At 40.6% G+C, this 14,829-nt stretch carries 12 protein-coding genes; 10 read left to right on the top strand and 2 right to left on the bottom strand.

The features are described 5' to 3' along the window. Positions 1-13 precede the first annotated feature (13 nt). Both I4V44_RS00060 and I4V44_RS00055 read left to right on the top strand, forming a co-directional pair. On the top strand, positions 14-679 hold the full coding sequence (locus I4V44_RS00060) for a YesL family protein (RefSeq protein ID WP_196002112.1): 666 nt from the start codon (positions 14-16) through the stop codon (positions 677-679). Positions 680-767: 88 nt separating this feature from the next. Then, positions 768-2,969 carry an alpha-galactosidase gene (locus I4V44_RS00055; RefSeq protein WP_178688248.1) on the top strand — a complete coding sequence of 734 codons (2,202 nt, stop codon included), beginning with the start codon at positions 768-770 and terminating at the stop codon, positions 2,967-2,969. A 140-nt stretch (positions 2,970-3,109) separates the two neighbouring features. Here the strand turns inward: I4V44_RS00055 and I4V44_RS00050 are convergent, their stop codons facing one another. Then, on the bottom strand, positions 3,110-3,727 hold the full coding sequence (locus tag I4V44_RS00050; protein WP_026649969.1) for a DUF1836 domain-containing protein: 618 nt from the start codon (positions 3,725-3,727) through the stop codon (positions 3,110-3,112). Between the two features lie 293 nt (positions 3,728-4,020). Here I4V44_RS00050 and pcrA point away from each other — a divergent pair, with 293 nt between their 5' ends. Further along, complete coding sequence (pcrA, locus tag I4V44_RS00045) at positions 4,021-6,255, top strand: DNA helicase PcrA (RefSeq protein WP_118617435.1); 2,235 nt, start codon at positions 4,021-4,023, stop codon at positions 6,253-6,255. A gap of 77 nt (positions 6,256-6,332) precedes the next feature. Here the strand turns inward: pcrA and I4V44_RS00040 are convergent, their stop codons facing one another. Then, positions 6,333-7,016, bottom strand: coding sequence for a YjjG family noncanonical pyrimidine nucleotidase (locus I4V44_RS00040; protein WP_118330153.1), 684 nt, complete (start codon positions 7,014-7,016; stop codon positions 6,333-6,335). A gap of 288 nt (positions 7,017-7,304) precedes the next feature. On the opposite strand from I4V44_RS00040, the gene I4V44_RS00035 reads away from it, so the two are divergent. The 7 genes from I4V44_RS00035 (at position 7,305) to I4V44_RS00005 (ending at position 14,485) form a co-directional block, all read left to right on the top strand. Further along, positions 7,305-7,526 (top strand): hypothetical protein, encoded by a 222-nt coding sequence (locus tag I4V44_RS00035; protein WP_008706577.1) that lies wholly within the window; start codon positions 7,305-7,307, stop codon positions 7,524-7,526. Between the two features lie 66 nt (positions 7,527-7,592). Beyond that, positions 7,593-8,972, top strand: a complete 1,380-nt coding sequence (gene rlmD, locus I4V44_RS00030) for a 23S rRNA (uracil(1939)-C(5))-methyltransferase RlmD (protein WP_055052661.1) — start codon at positions 7,593-7,595, stop codon at positions 8,970-8,972. 26 nt (positions 8,973-8,998) lie between these two features. After that, positions 8,999-9,241 carry a tRNA (uracil-5-)-methyltransferase gene (locus I4V44_RS00025; protein WP_117576305.1) on the top strand — a complete coding sequence of 81 codons (243 nt, stop codon included), beginning with the start codon at positions 8,999-9,001 and terminating at the stop codon, positions 9,239-9,241. 20 nt (positions 9,242-9,261) lie between these two features. Further along, complete coding sequence (locus tag I4V44_RS00020; RefSeq protein WP_196002111.1) at positions 9,262-9,951, top strand: response regulator transcription factor; 690 nt, start codon at positions 9,262-9,264, stop codon at positions 9,949-9,951. Then, positions 9,927-11,192, top strand: coding sequence for a sensor histidine kinase (locus tag I4V44_RS00015; protein WP_008706583.1), 1,266 nt, complete (start codon positions 9,927-9,929; stop codon positions 11,190-11,192). Before I4V44_RS00020 ends, I4V44_RS00015 begins: the two co-directional genes overlap by 25 nt. Before the next feature lie 177 nt (positions 11,193-11,369). After that, a complete protein-coding gene (locus I4V44_RS00010) occupies positions 11,370-12,044 on the top strand; it encodes an ABC transporter ATP-binding protein (protein ID WP_006426335.1) in 675 nt (224 codons plus the stop codon). After that, a complete protein-coding gene (locus tag I4V44_RS00005) occupies positions 12,041-14,485 on the top strand; it encodes an ABC transporter permease (RefSeq protein WP_196002110.1) in 2,445 nt (814 codons plus the stop codon). The genes I4V44_RS00010 and I4V44_RS00005 overlap by 4 nt, the downstream gene beginning before the upstream one ends. Positions 14,486-14,829 lie beyond the last annotated feature (344 nt).

The following is a 14,829-nucleotide window of genomic DNA, read 5'->3' as shown; positions in this document are numbered from 1 at the left end:
GAGGTAGATAGAAATGAAACTAGGAAGTCTCTTTGACAGAATATTTGGATTTTTAGGTCAGTTGATCGCATTAAATTTGCTGTGGATCGTGTGCTCTCTTCCGATTATCACAGCAGGGGCATCCACCACTGCATTATTTTACTGTACATTGAAGCTCCATAAAGATGGAGATATCAGAGTACTTCATGATTTTTTTAAGAGTTTTAAGCAGAATTTCAGGCAGTCCACACTGATCTGGATTCTGATGGCTGCAGCAGGAATATTTATTTATATGGAAAAAGAAGCTCTGGCAACAATGCCGGGATCCATGTCACAGATTTTTAATTATGTGATCTTTGCGGTATATATTCCTCTGGTGGCAGTTGCACTGTATGTATTTCCAACAGTTGCAGCATTTGAAAATAAAACAATGACTTTGATCACAAACGCATTTTATTTTGCGGTTAAACATATAGGTTATGCCTTAGCTGTGGCAGTGATCACAATCCTGCCAATGACAATGACACTTGTAGATGCAAAACTTTTCCCGGTATATCTGCTGATCTGGCTGATGTTTGGATTCTCTCTGACTGCCTATGCAGACTCCTGGTTTATGTGGAAATTGTTCAAACCCTACTTCAAAGAAGATGAAGAGGAACATCACTATGTGGACACAGAACCTGATCAGTATGCGTTTTAACCGAAACAAGCAGCGATACCTGGTTACGTAAAAAAATAGATAGAACATCTATAAAATAAAAAGAACAAAGAAATGAGAGGTACAGAGTATGGAATGGATTAAATATCACGAGGCAGAGAAAGTATTCGACCTGAGAACAGAGCACAGCACTTATCAGATGCAGGTAAGAGAGTATGATACTCTGGTTCATCTGTATTATGGAAGTCCGGTAGGCGATGCACTGATCACAGACAGGATCGTATGTGTGGACAGAGGATTTTCAGGAAATCCTTATGAGGCAGAAAAGGACAGAACATTTTCATTAGATACCCTGCCACAGGAATATACTGCATATGGAAATGGTGATTATCGTATCAATGGCCTGGAGACAGAGCAGGCAGACGGCAGTGATACTGCAAATCTGAAATTTGAGTCCTATGAGATTACAAAAGGAAAGTACAGCCTGAAAGGGCTTCCTGCAATGTTTGCAAAGGAAGATGAGGCAGAGACACTGGAAATTGTTTTGACAGACCGTGTCAGCGGACTGAAAGCACATCTTCTCTATGGTGTATTTCCTCATCTTGATGTGATTACCAGAGCGGTACGCCTGGAAAATACAGGTACAGCACCGGTTACAGTAAAAAAAGCAATGTCTATGGAAATGGACTATGAATACAGAGAACTGGATGCAGTCCATTTCTATGGCAGGCACGTTATGGAACGCCAGATGGAGAGAACTCACCTTGGTCATGGCAACTGGTCTGTGGGAAGTATCCGCGGAACTTCCAGCCACCATCACAATCCATTTGTAATCCTCTGTGATAGAAATACAGAGGAAACTTATGGAGACTGCTATGGATATGCACTTGCATACAGTGGAAACTTCTTATTTGAAACAGAAGTGGACCAGGTAGGACATACCCGTGTGGCAATGGGAATCCATCCATATCATTTCTCCTGGACATTGGAACAGGGAGAGAGTTTTGAGACACCGGAAGTGATCATGGCATACTCAGCAGAAGGCTTCGGAAAGCTTTCCAGGATTTATCATGATGCATACAGAAGCAATCTGATCCGCAGCAAATATACAGAGCAGCCAAGACCGATCCTGGTAAATAACTGGGAAGCAACTTATTTTGATTTTGACGCAGATAAGATTTACCACATTGCAGAAGAGGCAAAAAATATCGGACTGGATATGTTTGTTTTGGATGACGGATGGTTTGGAAAGAGAGACAATGACTGGTGTGCACTTGGTGATTGGGAAGTAAATGAAGAGAAGATTAAAGGCGGACTTCCCGCACTTGCAGAGAAGATTCATGGACTTGGATTGAAATTCGGTCTGTGGGTAGAACCGGAGATGATCTCTGAGGACAGTGATCTCTACAGAGAGCATCCGGACTGGGCACTAAAGATCCCGGGACGTGCCATGAACCGAAGCAGACATCAGTTAAATCTGGATATTACCAGAAAAGAAGTACGCGAACATATTATGAATCAGATTTTTAAGGTTCTGGATGCATGCAAGGCTGATTATGTGAAATGGGATATGAACCGAAGCGTAGATAACGTATTCTCAGCAGCTCTTCCAAAGGAACGTCAGGGAGAGGTTTACCACAGATATGTGCTGGCTGTTTATGAAATGATGGAAAGCCTGGTACAGAGATATCCGGATCTTCTGTTTGAGTCCTGCTCAGGCGGAGGCGGAAGATTTGAGGCGGGAATGCTTTACTATTCTCCGCAGATCTGGTGCAGTGACAATACAGATGCTATTGACAGACTGAAAATCCAGTATGGTACATCCTTCGGATATCCCATAAGTGCAATGGGCGCACATGTCAGCGTATGCCCGAACCATCAGTCCGGAAGAACGACTCCTTTTGAGACAAGAGGAATTGTTGCATCCGCAGGTACCTTTGGCTATGAGCTGGATCTGATGAAGATGTCCGAAGAAGAGAAAAAGACAGCCAGAGAGCAGATTCTGAAGTATAAAGAAATGGAGCATCTGGTACAGTCCGGAGACTACTATCGTCTGGTGAATCCATTCGAAAACAACAACCATGTACTCTGGCAGTTCGTATCAAAAGATAAGAAAGAAACGGTTGTATGCGGAGTAAGACTCCACAGTGAAGCAAATCCTTATATTTATCTTTTCTACCCACAGGGGCTGGATGCTGATATGAAATACGAAGACACAGCAACAGGAAAAGTATATACAGGTGCAGCTCTTATGAAGGCAGGTCTGCCTCTGCCACTGACAACAGGTGACTACCAGCCAATCAGATTTACATTTAAGGCAGTGGAAAAATAATACAGTTATTATCGGTATCAACACAGTCGATAAGGAAGCGGCTCTGACGGCAGAGGGAAAAATAGCATAATCATTATTTCTATGACATATAAAAGCAGCAGATTTTCAAAATCAGGAAAAATCTGCTGCTTTTTGAAATATTATTTTTTCTTTTTGGAATTATGCTCCGATTCCGGATTCATCCCGTCGATTATATGCTCGATCATCATCTTTTTTACATAAACATCAAAGCTTAACAGACAGATAAAGGAAAATCTTTTCAGATTCGCCTGATCTTCTTCATCTGCGTCCCCGAAAGTATCCTGTGCTGTTTTGTATTTGCGCAGAAGGTCTTTTTTCAGGGATTCAATCTGTTCCTTTTCCATGCTGAAAACTTCATTATAAATATAAGTCATATCTTTCTCAGTCATGGATTTAAAATATTTCTGCGCAATCGGTGTGAGCAGAGTCTGGATATCATTGATGGAAAGAATATTCTTGAAATAGTAAATAAAAATCAGCATCAGCACATGTTCTTTGGAATAACGTTTCTTCTCAGGCGGGGGAAGGAGCTTATTCTTTGCATAATTGTTGATCATAGTCTTGGTGAGAATCTTGTCGTCTGCGTAACGTTTAGAAGAAACGAGCTGTTCTTCCATAAAGGTTGTCACCTGATCCATATATAAATCAATATTTGGGATGTCTTCCGGTTTAATATAGTCAATCCTGGATACACTTTCCAGAATGCTGTTTATCATATCTTTATCATCGATTGTCATCTTTCATCACCTCTGTTCCTTATTATATAGTTTTAAATACTACTTGTAAATGTTTTTTTCACTAATTACAAAATTATATCCGCTTGAATTTACAGGAATCAGTTGTAGGCGAACAGATTTTTGTGTATAATCATAAAGATATATGCCTGTTCAGGCACAAAAAATATTTCGAGAGATGTAAACGGTAACCGGTACATATTTTGAATCTGAAAGATTGTTGCAGGAATCAACTTGTTGATCAGCATGGTTGTTTGTAAAATAATGTACCGTACAGGAAGAAGACAGGAGAAAATATGAGCGATATTTATAGTACATTAAATCCTCAGCAGCAGGAAGCGGTTTACCATACAGAAGGTCCACTGCTGATCCTTGCGGGAGCGGGTTCGGGAAAGACAAGAGTACTAACCCACCGCATTGCTTACCTGATAGATAAAAAGGGAATCAATCCCTGGAACATTCTGGCTATCACATTTACAAATAAAGCAGCCAGTGAGATGAGAGAACGTGTAGATAAAATAGTCGGATTTGGTTCCGAGAGCGTATGGGTTTCCACATTCCATTCTACCTGTGTGCGTATTCTGCGTCGTTATATTGACCGTCTTGGATATGATACCAGATTTGCTATTTATGACACAGAAGATCAGAAAACTCTGATGAAAGAAGTATGCAGAAAACTGAATATTGACACCAAGAAAACAAAGGAACGTTCTCTTCTGGCACAGATTTCCCATGCAAAAGATGAACTGATCACACCGGATGAGATGGAACTGAATGCAGGTGGGGACTTTGTTAAAAAGAAGGTTGCTGAGGTATATCGGGAATATCAGGCTGCTTTGCGCAGAAATAATGCGCTGGATTTTGATGATCTGATCGTAAAGACCGTAGAGCTTTTTCAGAACTGCGGAGATGTTCTGGAAAACTATCAGGAACGTTTCAGATATATCATGGTGGATGAGTATCAGGATACCAATACTGCACAGTTTAAGTTTATAAGCCTGTTGGCCTCTAAATATGAAAACCTCTGTGTAGTCGGTGATGATGACCAGTCTATCTATAAATTCCGCGGTGCAAATATAGGAAATATTCTTGGATTTGAGCATGTTTTTCCAGATGCAAAAGTTATCCGTCTGGAACAGAATTACCGTTCCACAAAGAATATTCTGAATGCAGCCAATGCGGTGATCGCAAACAATACTTCACGTAAATCAAAAACACTCTGGACTGAGAATTCGGAGGGGGAACGAATCCATTTCCGCCAGTTCATGAACGGATATGAGGAAGCAGAGTATGTGGTAGGCGAGATTTCCAGAGCTCACAGAGAGAATGGTGCGAAGTATAAAGACTGTGCAGTTCTGTACAGGACCAATGCACAGTCACGACTCTTTGAAGAGAAGTGTCTTCTTGCGAATATCCCTTACAAGATTGTAGGCGGTGTGAATTTCTATGCGCGTAAAGAAATCAAAGACCTGTTATGTTATCTGAAGACAATTGACAATTCCAGAGATGATCTGGCAGTCCGCCGTATCATCAATGTACCGAAGCGTGGAATCGGAGCCACAACTCTTGGCAGAATACAGGATTATGCGGATAAAATGAGTGTGAGTTTCTATGATGCCTTGCGTGTGGCAGAGGAGGTCCCGTCTATTGGAAGAAGCCTTTCAAAGATTGATGGATTTGTAACCTTTATTCAGAGTTTAAAAAGTAAGGCAGAGTCTTATACAGTACGTGAACTTCTGGAAGAAGTGATTGAACTTACCGGATATGTGGCAGAGCTGCAGGCTGAAGATACAGATGAATCGAAGGCAAGAATCGAGAATATTGATGAACTTATTTCCAAGACAGAATCCTATCAGGAAGCAATGGAAGAACAGGGACAGACTGCCACGCTTTCAGGTTTTCTCGAGGAGATTGCACTGATCGCAGACATTGACAGCGTGGATCCGGATCAGGATTATGTGCTTCTTATGACACTACATAGTGCCAAAGGTCTGGAGTTTCCGAGAGTATTTCTCGCAGGAATGGAAGATGGGATGTTTCCGTCTTATATGTCCATTATATCAGATGACAGATCTGATCTGGAAGAAGAGAGAAGGCTCTGTTATGTGGGTATCACAAGAGCTATGGAGGATCTGACGCTGACAAGTGCCAGACAGCGGATGCTCCGGGGAGAAGTACAGTATAATAAAGTATCCAGATTTGTACGTGAAATTCCGCGGGAGCTTGTGGATCTGGGACAGGAAGCTCAGGAAAAGAAGAAAAAGATTGAAGAGATGATTCAGGCAGACAGAAACCTTGCAAAAATGAAAATGGCTTTTGAGACGAAAACATTCAAGCCCAGAGAATTTAAAGTGACGAAGGCTGCTACACTGGATTACGAAGTGGGAGACACTGTCCGCCACATTAAATTTGGTGTAGGAATTGTCAAAGATATTGTAGATGGCGGAAGAGATTATGAAGTCACTGTTGATTTTGACAAAGTGGGAATAAAGAAAATGTTCGCAGGATTTGCAAAGCTGAAAAAAATATAGTAATGGGGCAGGTGACTTAAGTCACCTGCGGAGGCTGCGAAAAGCAATAAGCAGTAAGGCGAACGATTTTATCCGCTTTATATATGAGACAGGAGTTCAGGAAGTTTCATAAGACTGTCAAATTCATGATCAGGGATGATTTCTGAAGTCTTCTCATGGCTGGGATTAAACCAGATCGTGCGGATTCCGGCATTGATGCCGCCCTGGATATCAGAGGTCAGGCTGTCCCCGATGATTACTGCTGTTTCCTTATGGAAATCAGGGATTCTGGAGAAACAGCAGTCAAAGTATTCCCTGCCCGGTTTATTGTATCCCAGTTCTTCGGAGATAAAAATACCCTCAAAGTAACGGGAAATTCCGGAACTTTTAAGCCGTCCCTTCTGGACACTTAAGGTACCGTTTGTAACCAGATACATCCGGTATTGACCGTAAAGAGTTTCGAGCAATTCTTCTGCACCATCTATGAAATAGTGTCCCTGGGACAGAAGAGTTTCATAGGTATGTGCAGCTTCTTTTGCAGGTACATCCACATTCAGCTCTGCAAAAAGAAGCCGGAATCTCCGAAGTTTTACCTGGTCTCTGGTGATCTTGCCCTGTTCAAGAAGCTTCCACTGGGCGAGGTTGAGCTCACTGTAACGTTTCAGAATTGAAGGCTCGGGAGCAATGTGAAAACTTTCCAGAGTTTTTGCGATAGCTGCTCTTTCTGCCCGGTTAAAATCAAGTAATGTATTATCAAGATCAAAAAAAAGTGTTTCTACCATAAGTATTTATCCTCTCTTATCAGATCGTTGCTGTCGGCATATTTTTAAGTCAGGGGCAAAATTCATTCCAGATTGCCTGCGGCAATGGAATTTTGGATTGTATATCTCGGGATTGTGTGAACAGTAACCCCCTGATATCATTATAATAAAGAAACTAACAAAAGTATAGAATAAATGCAGATATCTTATGGTAAAATTACAGAAAAAGTGTTATAATAATTTCATTAAACAGCAGACGGCAGAAGTGTTAAGTGTCAGCTGATGAATTATTGAGAGGATGGTGCGATTATGAATATCAAAATTGAAGAATTATTATCAGCATTAAACAGAAAAGAAGAAGAGAAAGAAAAAAATACAGTCCTCTGGGTACTGGCAATCATTGGCGCAGTTGCAGCAGTAGCAGGTATCGCATTTGCTGTATATCATTTCTTTGCTCCGGATTATCTGGAAGATTTTGAAGAGGATTTTGACGATGACTTCGACGATTATTTCGAAGATGAAGAAGAATAATTACCTGTAATATGAAAATGGAAGAATAGCTCCGGCTTATACCGGGGCTATTTTTATGGAGGTTATATGAAAAAAGGCGAAATTTATGAAGGCGTGATTGAGAAAGTAGATTTTCCCAATAAGGGAATTGTGATAACAGACGGACAAAAAGTTACCGTAAAGAACGGAATGCCCGGACAGAAAGTTCGTTTTATGATCAATAAGAAGCGTTCCGGACGTGCAGAGGGAAGACTTCTGGAAGTGTTGGAGAAGTCTCCGCTTGAAACAAGAGAACCGGTCTGTAGCATTTTTCCGGAATGTGGAGGATGCATGTATCAGACCATGTCCTATGAAAACCAGCTCAAAATGAAAGAATGTCAGGTTCGTGAACTGTTGGATGGTGCATTGAACGGCACTGATTACCAGTGGGAGGGAATTCATGGAAGTCCCATTGAATTCAGATATCGAAATAAAATGGAATTCTCCTTTGGTGATGCATATAAGGATGGTCCGTTGACGCTGGGTCTGCACAAAAAAGGCAGTACCTATGATGTTCTTACAGCAGATGACTGTCAACTGGTTCATGAAGATATGACGAAAATCCTGACTTGTGTGCATGAATACTTCCTGAAACGAAACGTTTCCTATTATAAAAAGATGCAGCATACAGGATATCTGCGCCATCTGCTTCTCCGCCGCGGTGTGACTACAGGAGAGATTCTGGTCCATGTGATTACCACCAGTCAGGAAGAACATGATCTGGAATCTCTGAAAGAAGAACTTCTTGCACTTCCGTTGGAGGGTAAAATTGTGGGAATCATGCATATTATCAATGATTCTCTTTCTGATGTGGTGCAGAGTGATGAGACACGTATCCTTTACGGTCAGGATTTCTTTTATGAAACGCTTCTGGGACTGCGATTTAAGATCAGTACATTTTCATTTTTCCAGCCTAATTCACTGGCTGCGGAAGTGCTTTATTCTATTGTACGTGAGTATATCGGAGATACAAAGGATAAAGTAGTGTTCGACCTTTACAGCGGAACCGGAACGATTGCCCAGCTTGCAGCCTCCGTAGCGGACGAAGTGATAGGTGTGGAAATTGTGGAAGAGGCAGTAGAAGCTGCAAAACAGAATGCAGCACTGAATAACCTGAGTAATTGCAAATTTATTGCAGGAGATGTCCTTAAAGTCCTGGATGATCTGACGGAGAAACCGGATGTGATCATTCTGGATCCGCCAAGGGATGGAATCCATCCCAAAGCATTGCCGAAGATTCTTTCTTATGGGGTAGACCATATTGTATATATTTCCTGCAAAGCGACCAGCCTGGCAAGAGATCTTCCGGCATTTCTGGCGGCAGGATATAAGCTGGAAAAAGCCTGTTGCGTTGATCAATTTTGTCAGACTGTTCATGTGGAGACGGTTGTTCTTTTGTCCCAACTGAAACAAAAGCCGGATGATTAATTAATGTCACGATTGAACTTGATGATATGGATATAACATCTGCAGAGACTAAGGCTACATATGATGAGATAAAGAAGTATGTGGCTGAACATAATGCCGGCATGAAGGTTTCCAATCTGTATATCTCACAGGTAAAGAGAAAATGCGGAATTGAGGTTGGAAAGAATTATAATTTACCTAAAAATGAAGATAGCAGGCAACCGCAGTGTCCAGAAGATAAAGAGAGTGCAATTGTGGAGGCATTGAAGCATTTTAAGATGAATAGTTAATAAAGAGAGGTGCAGATGCTATGCCAAGTATACTCGTGGTTGAAGATGATGAAAATTTAAATCGTGGAATTACATTTTCACTGAAAAAATCCGGATATGAGGTTTTTTCAGCAGAATCAGTGAAAAAAGCGAAAAGAATTGCAAGTGATAATAATGTGGATGTTACCATTTGTGATGTGAATCTTCCGGATGGGAATGGACTGGAATTTGTAAGGTGGATGAGATGCAATTATAATACATACATTATTTGTCTTACAGCACTAGATCAGGAGATGGATCAGGTCATGGGATATGAAGCAGGGGCAGATGATTATATTACAAAGCCGTTTAGTCTTTCGGTACTTCTTTTGAAAATAGAAGCACATTTCCGCCGCAGACAGGAGAAAACGGAAGCCGGAAAGATGATTTCGGGAGATATCGTATTTATCGCAGGAGAAATGAAAGTCCTGATAAAGAGTCGTGAAATCAGTCTGACAAAAACGGAGTTGAAAATGCTGACTTTTTTTCTTCAGAATCCGAAACAGATTCTTTCAAAAACACAAATATTGGAAAATGTGTTTGATCTGGAAGGGGATTTTGTGGATGAAAATACAATCGCTGTCAATATCAGAAGACTCCGTGAGAAAATCGAAGACAATCCGGCTGCACCGGTCTATATAAAGAATATCAGAGGTCTTGGGTATATATGGAATCAGGAGGTAAGGCAGTGACAAAGAGATATCGCAAGAAGATTACAGTAGTGCTCTCCTTGGTATTACCTGTCATATTATTGTTTGCAATATTAAATTGCTTTACCACGTATGTGTTTTATGAAGATTATAAATATAAAATGAATCTTATGACAGAGATTGCTGCAAAGGAAGAATTTTCCGGGCTGGATGCTGTTTCGGAATTGCTTAAGGATAAGGATATTGAAACTAACGAACAGGGAAGGCGATTATTGGAGCAATATGGATACTGGGGGAATAAAGGGAATGCATTTTATTCGCAATTCCGGCATCAGGTTATGGTGACCGGTGCTGTAAGCACTGTGATATGCGTGCTTCTTTTGACTTTTTTACTTTATTGGAAGAAAAAAGAAGATGCGTGTCATCAGAAAATTTTAGACCAGTTGGAAGAAATTCTGATCAGATTCCGTGAAAATAAATTTGATGATTTACTGAAAACGGAAAATCATGCAGAACTGGAAAAATTGAATGACCAGCTTGAAGCAATCGGACATCATATTCAGTTGATAAAGGAAGAAGCAAGGGCAGAAAAGGAGAACACGAAAGAAATGGTTTCTGATATTTCTCACCAGTTAAAGACACCGGTTGCAGCTTTGGATACATGTTTTAGTGTGCTGATGCAGAATGACTTAAGTGCCACAGAACAGGAGGAGTTTCGTATCCGTTGTCGGAGTGCTCTGGATGGACTGGAGACATTATTGCAGTCGCTTCTTGAAATATCCAAGATGGAAACTGGACTGATTCAGATTAATAAGAAAAAACTTCCGCTTATGGATACTGTCATATCTGCTGTGAACCGCACTTATCCTAAAGCGGATGAGAAAGAAATTGAATTCGTTTTTGACTATGAAAAAGAGCTGGAAACATGCACGATTATGCAGGATAAAAGGTGGCTTGGTGAAGCTGTGATCAACGTTCTGGATAATGCGGTCAAGTACAGTCCGTGTGGTTCAAAAATATTTATCCGGTTACAAAAAAGAAACGATCTTGTAAGAATGGAAATTGAGGATCAGGGAATTGGTATTCCGCAGAATGAGTATCACAAAATTTTTCAACGATTTTACAGAGGAAGTTCCAAGGAGGTCATGGAAAAGAGTGGTACAGGAATCGGACTTTTTCTATCGAGAGAAATTATCGAAAAACACGCAGGTACGATTACGGTAACCTCCGGCAAAAAGAAAAAAGGAAGCACGTTTGTGATTCAATTACCATATGTTGGTTAAATTTTAAGTGAGCAGAAATCTTACAATTCTGTAAGATTTCTGCTCGTTTTTTGAAAGTGAAATGAAAGATTGTCCTGATACAATTTGGATGTAGGTTGAAAAATGACCAAATATATAAACAGGCAAAGAAAGCGTGCTGAAAAGGTACGCTTTACAGAATTGAAAAGGAGGCAACACATGAGTGTGATATTAGAAACCAAGCAGCTTTGTAAGTTTTATGGCGCAGGTGAGAATCAGGTCAAAGCGGTCAATCAGGTGGACATTCAGATTGAGCAGGGAGAATTTGTCGCAATTGTTGGAAAGTCAGGTTCCGGTAAAAGTACATTACTTCATATGCTTGGAGGGCTAGACACCCCGACAAAAGGCAGTGTTACTTTAGCAGGGAAAGATTTATACAGGATGAAGGAAGATGCCCTTGCTGTTTTCCGCAGAAGAAAAATCGGATTTGTTTTTCAGGCATTTAATCTGGTTTCATCTGTTAATGTCTGGGAAAATATTGTACTGCCACTGGGGCTGGATGGAAGAAAAGTGGATGAAGCGTATGTAAATGATATTATTGCAACTCTGGGGATTGAAAACCGGATTTATAATCTGCCAAATCAGTTATCCGGAGGACAGCAGCAGAGAGTAGCAATTGCAAGAGCACTGGTGAATCGTCCGGAAATTATATTTGCAGATGAGCCGACAGGAAATCTTGATTCTAAGACCAGTGATGAGGTAATCGCTCTGCTTAAGATGACAGCAAAAAAATATGGACAGACAATTGTAATGATTACCCATGATGACGAAATTGCACAGGTCGCTGACCGTATTCTGGTGATTGAGGACGGACAGGTGGTGGATTTCAGATGAAGACAATAAGCAGGATTGCATATAGCAATGACAAAAGGAACAGGACAAGAAGTATACTGATCATGATGGCAATCTGTCTGACCACGATGCTGCTTGTTATCATCAGTACTGTGGGAAATGGGGTAATTCATTTACAGAAAAGTCAGGCGGCAGGATCATATGGAAGCAATTATGGTCTGTTTGTTTCCGCAGACGGATCGCAGTTAAAAGAAGTAAACCGCCGTGCGGAAATAGATGCTATAGGCACTATGTGCACCGAAGGTATCATAAAAGGCAATGAAAAAGGCGGGTTTGTCTGCATGGATGAGACTGCAAGAAAAATGCTTCCTTATAATAAAGAATATGAGTTGAAGGAAGGAAAGTATCCGGAAAAAATGCAGGAAATTGCCGCAGGAAGAGCATTTTTTCGTGCAATGGGGTATGGTGATGTAAAGATCGGAGATACAGTTACACTGGATTACCGCGCAGGGATGCAGTCAGAATATAAGCCGGAAGAATTTGTTGTCAGCGGAATCCTATATGATCGGGATGAGTATACCATCGAGGCATCTTATGTTGCTTTCGGGTCACAGGAGTTTTATGATGAGCACGTCGCAGAGAATGACAGACAGTATAATATTTATTTTACTTTAAATGATTCTGCAAATGTATCTATGAATAATATTGATTCGGTTATAAAGCAGATTGCAGCAGCTTGTGGGATCGAAGAAAAAAACGTTATAGTCAATGATCTCTATTTGCAATGGGTCTTGCAGCCGAGTTATGAAATGATTGCGGTATGCGGGGTTTTGATTCTTGCAATTGTACTTTTCTCTGTTGTGGTCATTTATAATATTTTTCAAGTCGGTATTGCCAACAAGATACAGGAGTATGGAAAAATCAAGGCTCTGGGAGCGACAAAAAAGCAGATGAAACAACTGATCTTCAGAGAGGGTATGTTTTTGACAATTTCTTCAATACCAGTTGGATTGCTTCTTGGTTTTCTGATTGCAAAATGCGGTTTTAACTGGCTGATAGAACAGGGGAACCTTGTATCAACCGGAACTGGCTCTATGGGAGTTCAAAATCAGCAGGTGCCTCTGTTTTCCCTGCCTGTTATGCTTCTCTGTATTTTCGTATCATTTCTTACCGTTGCTTTGGCACTGCGTAAACCAATGAAAATTGTTTCACGGATTTCACCTATCGAAGCAACACGGTATTTAGAAAATGCAGAAACACACAAAAAAGGAAAACGAAATGGCAGAAAAAATGTCACCGTGTTTTCTATGGCAATGGCAAATATAACGGGTAATCCCAAAAGAACCATTGGTACTATCCTCACAATGGGTTTTTCTTGCGTATTGTTTGTGATTATCTCTAATTATGTGGGAAATATTGACACGGAGCATGAAGCACGTCTTTCAGTTAATCATGGACAATTTGAACTGCAGCTTGACTATTCTGCTGAGTATGATGAAAGATATCCGGAGAATAATCTGGATACGATTCTGACGGATGATCCATTGAATGATTCGCTGATTGAAGAAATCAAAAGCATTCCAGGAGTGACAGATGTCATGACGAGAGAGATTGTCTCTGTAAATCTGAACGGAACAAGATTTCCGGCTGATATTGTGAGTAAAAATGATTTTGATTTTATGCGCCAAGAAGGGGATATTGGCTCTATGGACTATGATCAGGCGGTAAAGAATGGTGATATTTTCTTTGGCTGGTCAACGTGGATGGAACAAGATGGATATGCTCTGGGTGAATCCATTGCATTTGACTTTGAGAATGGAAGTGGAACCTATACCTATCAGGGAAAGATTGCAGGATCTTTTGTAAGTGCGGACACTTATCTTGTCATTCCGGAAGGTGTATATCGTTCCATGAATCCGAGGGGAACAGCCTATGGCTATCTGTGGGTGGACTGTGATAAAAAAGATGTTGCATCTGTGGAACAGAGTCTGAATACTTTGATTTCTAATACTTCGCATATAAAAATGGATACCTATCATGCACAGTTACAATCTGCAGAATTCACAGCTCGCATGATGAAGCTTGGCTGTTATCTGTTTATGGCGGTTGTAGGACTCATCGGTTTTATGAATATGGCAAACACCATAATCATGAATATTACGACAAAAAAGCAGGAATATGGTGTATTACAGGCAGTAGGTATGACAAATAAACAATTAAATTTATGTCTGCAGTTACAGGGAATGATGTTTACGGTTGGTACCATATGCGTAGCTTTGATCATTGGTCTGCCGCTCGGCTATGCACTTTTTTCCTATGCAAAACATAATGGAATATTTGGAATGAATATCTATCATGTTCCAATCGTACCAATTTTTATTATGATTTTTTTGGTCGGTCTGTTGCAGATTGTACTTTCCTGCGTTTTAAGCAGTAATCTGAAAAAGGAAACGCTGGTAGAAAGAATAAGGTATCAGGGATAGCAAGTAATATGTAATGAACTAGTACAGCGAATATTAAGTAACTGCTATATTGACTTGTCTGATTTTTCATCTGCGGCGTTGTCGTCAATCACCGTAGCCACCGCTACGCCTCATTCCTCCGCCTTGCAGCTGAAGAAATCATCCTGCATCAATATAGCAGAAACTTAATTTTCGCTGTACTAGATCTTAACGAAGAGGAGAAATAGATAATTTCCATTTTGTATGTATGATAAATCTAAACAGTATTTTAGCAACATTTCCTGAGGGGCTGTCCTGAAAACGTAGTTCAGCGATAACCTATAAACAAGCATTCTAAATAAGCTCGCCTTTTGGCGGGCTTATTT

The organism is Blautia sp. 1001283B150304_161114_C9 (assembly GCF_015668165.1).
In the GTDB taxonomy this organism is placed as follows: domain Bacteria; phylum Bacillota; class Clostridia; order Lachnospirales; family Lachnospiraceae; genus Blautia_A; species Blautia_A wexlerae.
The sequence above is the reverse complement of the archived record's forward strand: the minus strand, read 5'-3'. Positions and strand labels throughout refer to the sequence as shown.

Bases quoted from the DNA above. Each gene is read 5' to 3' on its own strand.
- pcrA (WP_118617435.1), top strand. From the start codon at position 4,021: ATGAGCGATATTTATAGTACATTAAATCCTCAGCAGCAGGAAGCGGTT.
- I4V44_RS00020 (WP_196002111.1), top strand. From the start codon at position 9,262: ATGCCAAGTATACTCGTGGTTGAAGATGATGAAAATTTAAATCGTGGA.
- I4V44_RS00025 (WP_117576305.1), top strand. From the start codon at position 8,999: ATGGATATAACATCTGCAGAGACTAAGGCTACATATGATGAGATAAAG.
- I4V44_RS00050 (WP_026649969.1), bottom strand. From the start codon at position 3,727: ATGACAATCGATGATAAAGATATGATAAACAGCATTCTGGAAAGTGTA.
- I4V44_RS00010 (WP_006426335.1), top strand. From the start codon at position 11,370: ATGAGTGTGATATTAGAAACCAAGCAGCTTTGTAAGTTTTATGGCGCA.
- I4V44_RS00005 (WP_196002110.1), top strand. From the start codon at position 12,041: ATGAAGACAATAAGCAGGATTGCATATAGCAATGACAAAAGGAACAGG.
- I4V44_RS00015 (WP_008706583.1), top strand. From the start codon at position 9,927: ATGGAATCAGGAGGTAAGGCAGTGACAAAGAGATATCGCAAGAAGATT.
- rlmD (WP_055052661.1), top strand. From the start codon at position 7,593: ATGAAAAAAGGCGAAATTTATGAAGGCGTGATTGAGAAAGTAGATTTT.
- I4V44_RS00035 (WP_008706577.1), top strand. From the start codon at position 7,305: ATGAATATCAAAATTGAAGAATTATTATCAGCATTAAACAGAAAAGAA.
- I4V44_RS00055 (WP_178688248.1), top strand. From the start codon at position 768: ATGGAATGGATTAAATATCACGAGGCAGAGAAAGTATTCGACCTGAGA.
- I4V44_RS00060 (WP_196002112.1), top strand. From the start codon at position 14: ATGAAACTAGGAAGTCTCTTTGACAGAATATTTGGATTTTTAGGTCAG.
- I4V44_RS00040 (WP_118330153.1), bottom strand. From the start codon at position 7,016: ATGGTAGAAACACTTTTTTTTGATCTTGATAATACATTACTTGATTTT.